This window comes from Arthrobacter sp. GCM10027362, assembly GCF_042679445.1.
GTDB lineage: Bacteria > Actinomycetota > Actinomycetes > Actinomycetales > Micrococcaceae > Crystallibacter.
In genome coordinates this window covers 1-7,110 of record NZ_JBHTML010000192.1, presented here as the reverse complement: position 1 = coordinate 7,110, position 7,110 = coordinate 1, and the positions used below count along the sequence as shown (strand labels likewise).

Annotated in this window: 6 protein-coding genes and 1 pseudogene; 4 read left to right on the top strand and 3 right to left on the bottom strand. The window is 71.3% G+C overall.

The genetic code is table 11. From position 1 onward, the window contains the following. The 3 genes from ACFQ36_RS19115 to ACFQ36_RS19105 form a co-directional block, all read right to left on the bottom strand. Positions 1-698, bottom strand: a 698-nt coding sequence (locus tag ACFQ36_RS19115; RefSeq protein ID WP_377016507.1) for a DUF3488 domain-containing protein, incomplete at its 3' end; no start/stop codon positions are given. Next, positions 695-2,116 (bottom strand): DUF58 domain-containing protein, encoded by a 1,422-nt coding sequence (locus tag ACFQ36_RS19110; RefSeq protein WP_377016505.1) that lies wholly within the window; start codon positions 2,114-2,116, stop codon positions 695-697. The genes ACFQ36_RS19115 and ACFQ36_RS19110, both read right to left, overlap by 4 nt. Before the next feature lie 10 nt (positions 2,117-2,126). Further along, positions 2,127-3,203 carry an AAA family ATPase gene (locus tag ACFQ36_RS19105; protein ID WP_377016503.1) on the bottom strand — a complete coding sequence of 359 codons (1,077 nt, stop codon included), beginning with the start codon at positions 3,201-3,203 and terminating at the stop codon, positions 2,127-2,129. A 158-nt stretch (positions 3,204-3,361) separates the two neighbouring features. Between ACFQ36_RS19105 and ACFQ36_RS19100 the strand changes: the two genes are divergently transcribed. The 4 genes and pseudogenes from ACFQ36_RS19100 to ACFQ36_RS19085 all read left to right on the top strand — a co-directional run. Then, positions 3,362-4,324 carry a TatD family hydrolase gene (locus ACFQ36_RS19100; RefSeq protein WP_377016501.1) on the top strand — a complete coding sequence of 321 codons (963 nt, stop codon included), beginning with the start codon at positions 3,362-3,364 and terminating at the stop codon, positions 4,322-4,324. Between the two features lie 290 nt (positions 4,325-4,614). Next, entirely contained in the window at positions 4,615-5,685 is a 1,071-nt protein-coding gene (locus ACFQ36_RS19095; RefSeq protein ID WP_377016499.1) for a ubiquitin-like domain-containing protein, read from the top strand. A gap of 137 nt (positions 5,686-5,822) precedes the next feature. Then, positions 5,823-6,707, top strand: coding sequence for a 16S rRNA (adenine(1518)-N(6)/adenine(1519)-N(6))-dimethyltransferase RsmA (gene rsmA / locus ACFQ36_RS19090; RefSeq protein WP_377016497.1), 885 nt, complete (start codon positions 5,823-5,825; stop codon positions 6,705-6,707). Between the two features lie 46 nt (positions 6,708-6,753). Then, positions 6,754-7,110 (top strand): annotated as a pseudogene (locus ACFQ36_RS19085) (4-(cytidine 5'-diphospho)-2-C-methyl-D-erythritol kinase); the annotation flags it as partial.

The following is a 7,110-nucleotide window of genomic DNA, read 5'->3' as shown; positions in this document are numbered from 1 at the left end:
CCGGCCGGACCGGATCCGTCCGGGCCCGAGGGCGGCGCCGGCACCGGCCGCGCGTGGTACCACTGGGCGCAGCCGAGCACCAGCAGGTAGCCCGCCGCCGTGGCAGCGAAGCCCCAGGGGCCGATGCTGCTGGGTTTGATCACCGCCGGCACGGAGGCCACTGCCAGCAGGACCGCGCCGCTGGTGGCCGGCATCTGCAGCGGCACCGCGATGGTGTCCAGCAGCAGCGTGGCCGCGCCGATGCCGAGGCAGGCCAGCAGCACAATGCCCGGGTTCACCAGCACCGGCGCCACCTGCGAGACCACGGTGTCCCGGGCCTGGTCCAGCATCGGTTCCAACACACGCAGGGACCCGGGGCCGGGGATGACGCCGAGCAGGCTCGCCGGGGCCAGGAACATCGCCGTGGTCGAGGCCACGAGGCCGGCCAGGCCCAGCAGGGCGCTGACGATGGCCGGCCGGCGCAGGGCCCGGCCGACGGCGGTGCCCAGTTCCACGGCCAGCACGGCGAGGACGACGGCGGGCAGCCAGTCCCAGCCTTCGAGCACGCCGTGGAGGCTGGCAGCGGCCAGGCAGACGGCCATCGCCACGGCACCGCTGATCAGCCACGGGCCCGGGTCCGGGAAGCGGCGGCGGGCCGGGCGGTCCGGGGGAGCGGGGAACCCCGCCCGGTGTTCGGGCAGGCATTGCGCGGCGGTCACAGGTGCACCTCCGGAGTGGGAGCGTGGCCCGCGGATCCGCGGGCGGAGCCTTCGAACACCGGGCCCTGAATGTCAAAGCAGGACCACGCCGCCGGCAGCGAGGCCTGCGCGCTGACGGCGACGGCGCGCCAGCCGCCGGAGCGCAGCTTCTCCAGGGCCTTTTCCAGGGACCCGGCGGGCTGCCGCGGATGCTCGACCACGAGGAGGGCGAAGGCCTGCGAGCCGAATTCCGCCGCCGGTGCCAGCTGGCCGGCCTCGGCCAGGGACAGCTCGCCGAGCACGGCCAGCAGCGGGCCCTTGAGCTTGTGCGCGGCGAGTTTGTCCAGCAGCCGGTCCCCGAATGCGCCGGCGGCGCCGTCGGCCCGGTCGGCCTTGCGGCGCGGTTCCTCGGCCAGCCCCAGGGCGGCGAGTCCCTCGGCGAGGTCCTGGTAGCCGGCCGGACCGCTGAACTCATCGTCGTCGGGCCAGGCGGCGGAGGGCGAATCCCGCAGGCCGGGGGCACCGTGGGCATCCAGCAGCCGCACGTTGTAGCCGCGCAGGATGAAGTCGTTGGCCGCGGAGACGGCGGCGGTCACTGCCCATTCGAAGCGCGGCGAGGTCCGCAGCAGGTCCCCGGCCTGGCCGGCGGCCGGCGCCGGCAGGAAGCCGGCGAAGGCGGCGTCGCGCCGGTCCAGCACGATGGTGGCCTGCGGGGTGGTGACGGATTCCTCCTGGCGGACCATCAGTTCCCCCTGCCGCGCCGTGGCGGCCCAATGCACCCGCCGCATCGGATCCCCGTACCGGTATTCGCGCGTCATCACGTCGTCGTCGCTGGGATTCGTCTGCCGCCGGGTGCTGGCGGTGCCGTCCGGACCGCGCGCCCCGGTGAGCGAAGTGCCCGGCAGCTCCACCGGCGCCGGCGTGACGATCAGGCGGGACACCTCGCCGAGGTTGTGCCGCTGCCGCGCCAGTCCGAACGGGTCCGCGAACTCGGCGGTCACCGGGCCGATGCCGAACAGCCCGCGCTTGCCCGAACGCAGCCGGTACTCGTACACACTGGCACCGGAACGATCCGGATGGCGCGCCGGGAAGCGGAAGGCGGGCGGCCGGCCGAAACGGGCCGGCAGGTTCTCCGACATGAAGACCGGCCCGCCCCCGGAACCGGAGCCTTGGATGGAGAGCCGGACGCTGGTGGCCACCCCGGTTTCGACGGCGGCGGGCCGGAACCTGCGTTCGACGGCGAAGCGGGGCTTGAGCAGCAGCATCGCCAGCGCCGCGGCCACCGGCAGGCAGGCCAGGAAGATCCCCAGGCCCAGCAGGTCGCGCCGGCCCAGCAGCTGGGCCAGCAGCAGGGCCAGCACCCCGGCACCGAACAGTCCCCAACCGCGGGGCGTAAGGTACCGGGTCGGCAGCTTCCCCAGCCAGGCAGCGGCGGCCATGGCGGGCCGGCTAGGAGATCAGGCGGCCCGCGCCGCCCGGGACCGGGACCTTGGCCAGCACCGAGGCCACCACGCTGGAGGCATTCTCGCCCGCGGTGACAGCCCTGCGGTCCAGCAGCAGCCGGTGCGCCAGCACGGCGTCGGCCACGGAGGCCACGTCGTCGGGCAGGACAAAGTTCCGCCCGTCCAGCGCCGCGGCGGCCTTGGCCGCACGCAGCAGCTGCAGCAGCGCCCGCGGGCTGGCGCCCAGGCGCAGGTGCGGGTGCTCCCGGGTGGACGTGCCGATGCTGACCGTGTATTCCTTCACCGCCGGGGAGACGTAGACATTGCGCACCGCGGCGATCATGGCCCGCACTTCGCCCACTCCGGCGACCGGGCGGATCCGGGACAGCGGCGAGACCGACTGGTGCGTCTCGAGCATGTCCATTTCCGCCCGCGGGTCCGGGTAGCCCATCGAGATGCGGGCCATGAACCGATCCCGCTGGGCCTCAGGCAGCGGATAGGTGCCCTCCATCTCGATCGGGTTCTGCGTGGCCACCACCATGAAGGGATCGGTCAGGGCGTAGCAGTGCCCGTCGACAGTGACCTGGTGCTCCTCCATGCACTCCAGCAGCGCGGACTGGGTCTTGGCCGAGGCACGGTTGATCTCGTCCCCGATGACGATGTTCGCGAAAACCGGTCCGGCACGGAACTCGAAGGTGTGCTTGTCCTGGTTATAGATGGACACGCCCGTCACGTCCGAGGGCAGCAGGTCCGGCGTGAACTGTATCCGGTGCACGCTGCAGTCGATGGTGCGCGCCAGCGTCTTGGCCAGCATTGTCTTGCCGACGCCGGGGACGTCCTCCAGCAGCAGGTGGCCCTGCGCCAGCAGCACGGTCAGGGCCAGCCGTGCGGCCTCCGCCTTGCCGTCGATGACGGTGTTGATCGCGCCCAGGATCTGCCCGCAGGTCTCATGGAAGTCCGGCGGCTCGCCGTCCCCACCGGCGGTGCCGGGGGCGTGCCGGCCAGTGCCGTCCGGGTCCGCGGCGCCTGAGAGGACGGATCCTTGCGGTGCTTCAGACCAAGCTGTGTGCTGCTGGCTATCCATGGGAACCTTCCGCAGAGCAAATCCGAGACGGCTGGGACAGAGGTTACAACGCAGATGAATCCACACTACTGGCTGGTTTTGGGCCATGGTAGAGCCGGAACCGGGCACTTCGCTGCCCCCGGCAGGGGCGGGGAGCATCCCTCCCGTAGGCTGGAACCATGCGCGAAGCCCCGACTGTTATCCCCGGAGAAACCCCTGCCGCCTACCGGCCGGCGGCAGCAGCGGATGCGGAGGGAGCGGACGCCGGAACGGCCGCCCGCAGCGCGGTGGAGGAAAAGACCGGCCGGCGCCGCAACCTGGCCTATCCGCCGGCGCCGGAACCGCTTCCGGTCCCGGTGATGGACAACCACACCCACCTGGATTTCCGCGACGGCCTGGTGGAAGTCACGGTCCGCGAGGCCCTGGACGCGGCCGAGGCCGTGGGCGTGCGCGGGGCGGTCCAGGTCGGCTGCGATTTGGATTCCTCCCGCTTCACCGTTGCCGCGGTGGAGGCGGAACCCCGGCTGCTCGGTGCGGTCGCCATCCACCCAAACGATGCTCCGCCGCTGGCCGCGGCAGGGACACTGGACGCGGCCCTGGCCGAGATCGAGGAGCTGGCCGCCCACCCCCGGGTCAGGGCCATCGGCGAGACCGGGCTGGACTACTTCCGCACCCGCGGTGCGGGTTTGCAGGACCAGGAATACTCCTTCCGCCGGCACATTGACATCGCCAAGCGGCTGGACCTGGCGCTGCAGATCCACGACCGCGACGCCCACGACGACGTTGTCCGCATCCTCGACGCCGAGGGCGCGCCGCCCAAGGTGGTGTTCCACTGCTTCTCGGGCGGTCCGGAACTGGCCCGGATCTGCAACGAGCGCGGCTGGTACATGTCCTTCGCCGGAACCGCCACGTTCAAGAACTCGGCACAGTTGCGCGAGGCCCTGCACCTGGCGGACCCGCGGCTGGTCATGGTGGAAACGGATGCGCCGTTCCTCACACCGCATCCGTACCGGGGCCGGCCCAATGCCAGCTACATGGTGCCGTACACGGTCCGCTCGATCGCCGCGGTGCTGGGCAAGGACCTGTCCCAGCTGTGCGCCGATGTGGCCTATAACACGGAGCTTGTCTACGGGCAATGGTAGGTGATCTTTCCCACCCCGGTTTGTGGACACATCACGTTTGGATTACGGTAGGGTCCAGTAGCCGGGGTCGGGGAAGGCATCCGGGTATCTCCTGATTGTGCCGGAACCCGCGGGACGTAACGTTCACGCCCGCTTGCTCCTGCCCGGTCCTGCCTGCACACAGCAACGTGCCGTGCGACTCGGTGCGCCATGCAGTGGTGTCTTTGTCCCCGTGCCCGGGAAGACGTAACGATGAGGGCACCATGGGACGATTTCTGAGGCACCGTTGGGCGAAGGTTGCCGGCCAAGTAGTGGTACTGACCGCCCTCGTGCTGGGCGTTGCGGCATTTGCCGGCAGTAACAAGAGCGTCACCCTGACGGTCGACGGCCGGGCGAGCAGCGTCTCGACCTTCGGCAAGACGGTCCAGGACGTCCTGGACGAAGCGCATGTCGCCGTGGACCCGTTGGACAAGCTCAGCCCCGGCGCCGCGGAACCGGTCAAGGACGGCACCAGCATCGAGGTCATCACGGCCAAGCCCGTGACCGTCCGCCTGGACGGCGACAAGACCACGGTGCAGTCCACCTCGGCCACGGTCAAGGACCTGCTGAAGGAGCTGGGCGTTGCCGAGGATTCGGCCCTGGACGTGCCGCTGGCGGCCGAGCTGGCCACCGTCAGCAACCTCACGATCACGACGCCGAAGACCGTCGCCATCACGGTCGACGGCAGGACCAGGAAGAAGATTTCCACCGCGGCCACGGTGGGGGAGCTGCTCGAGGAGCAGCACATCGAGCTTGGCGAGGATGACAAGCTCTCCAGGCCGAAGGCCAAGGAGGTCACCGAAGGCCTCAAGATCAGGATCGTCCGGGTGGACAAGAGCCGGACGGTCAAGGTGGTCGAGCCCATCCCCTTCGCCACCAGGACCATCGAGGATTCCTCAATGTACGAGGACCAGCAGAAGGTCAGCCAGGCCGGCGAGGCCGGTTCGCGCACCAAGGTCTACGCGATCGTGCTCGAGGACGGCGTCGAAACCGAACGGGAGCTGGTCAGCGACAAGGTCACCCAGGAGCCGCAAACCCGCAAGGTGGTGGTGGGCACCAAGGCGCGGCCGAAGCCGGCCGCGGACAACACGAACGTCGGCGGCACCTGGCAGGCCCTGGCCCAGTGCGAGTCCGGCGGCAACTGGTCCATCAATACCGGCAACGGCTACTACGGCGGCCTGCAGTTCAGCCAGAGCTCCTGGCTCGGCGCCGGCGGCGGCAAGTACGCCCCCTACCCGCACCTGGCCAGCGCCTCCGAGCAGATCGCCACCGCCGAGGTGCTGCGCAGCAACGGCGGCTGGGGCCACTGGCCGGCCTGCGCGGCCAAGCTGGGCCTGCTCTAGGCCCCGGTCCTGCCCCTTCCGCTCCCTGCGGCCCGGCGGGACGGCCGCGGTTATCTGCACGGATACCCGCAGCCGTCCCGCCGGGTTCGTTTAAGGGCGGCTGCGGGGCCCGGGCGCCGGACCGATACGATGGCACAGTGACAGAAGCTACCCCTTCCCCCGGCCAGCCAGCCACCGCACCGCTGCTCGGCGCCGCCGACATCCGCCGCCTGGCCGGCGAGTTGGACGTGCGCCCGACCAAGACGCTGGGACAGAACTTCGTCATCGACGGCAACACCATCCGCCGGATCGTCGCCGCAGCCGGCGTGGATCCGGCCGAGACCGTGCTGGAGGTCGGTCCGGGCCTGGGCTCGCTGACGCTGGGGCTGCTGGACGCCGCCCGGCGCGTGGTCGCCGTCGAAATCGACCCGAAGCTGGCGGCCCGGCTGCCCCAGACCGCCGCCGCCTGGCGTCCGGAGGCCGCAGGCAGGCTCGACGTCGTCCTCTCCGACGCCCTGAAGGTCACCGAGCTGCCGCACCAGCCGGACGCCCTGGTGGCCAACCTGCCGTATAACGTGGCCGTGCCGGTGGTGCTGCACCTGCTCGAGCACTTCCCGTCCCTGCGGCACGGCCTGGTCATGGTCCAGGACGAGGTCGCGGACCGGCTCGCGGCGGCCCCCGGCTCCAAGATCTACGGCGTGCCGAGCGTGAAGGCCGCCTGGTACAGCCGGATGCGCAAGGCCGGGGTGATCGGCATGAACGTCTTCTGGCCGGCGCCGAAGATCGCCTCCGGCCTGGTGGCCTTCGCCCGGCACGAGCCCCCGGCCACCCGCGCCAGCCGGGAGGAGGTCTTCGCCGTCATCGACGCCGCCTTCGCCCAGCGCCGCAAGACCCTGCGCGCCGCACTGGCCGGCTGGGCCGGCAGCCCGGCCCGGGCCGAGGAGGCGCTGCGCGCCGCTAATGTTGATCCGGGCGCCCGCGGCGAGGTCCTGGATGTGGCCGCCTTCGCCCGGATCGCCGAGTACAGGCATCCGGCCGGTTGAATCCGGATGCCCGGCACGGTCCGATGAACCACAGGAGGCTTCCAGCATGAGCACAGCGCGACCGGTCCGCGCCATGGCCCCGGGAAAGATCAATGTTTCCTTCCGGGTCGGGCCGCTGCGCCCGGACGGCTACCACTCGGTGGCCAGCGTCTACCTGGCGGTCTCGCTGTACGAGGAGGTCCTGGCCACCCCGCGCGAGGACGGCAGGATTACGGTGGGCGTGCGCAGCGGCTCCGAGCTGGAGTTCGATCTGGACGGCATTCCGCTGGATGAGTCCAACCTGGCGGTCAGGGCCGCGGTGCTGCTGCGCGAGCTGGCCGCCCGCCCCACCGGCGTGCACCTGGAGATCACCAAGCGGGTTCCGGTGGCCGGCGGCATGGGCGGCGGCTCGGCCGACGCCGCC

What these genes read in the sequence shown, in the direction of transcription:
- ACFQ36_RS19110 (WP_377016505.1), bottom strand. Translation starts at nt 2,116, where the DNA reads ATGGCCGCCGCTGCCTGGCTGGGGAAGCTGCCGACCCGGTACCTTACG.
- ACFQ36_RS19105 (WP_377016503.1), bottom strand. Translation starts at nt 3,203, where the DNA reads ATGGATAGCCAGCAGCACACAGCTTGGTCTGAAGCACCGCAAGGATCC.
- ACFQ36_RS19100 (WP_377016501.1), top strand. Translation starts at nt 3,362, where the DNA reads ATGCGCGAAGCCCCGACTGTTATCCCCGGAGAAACCCCTGCCGCCTAC.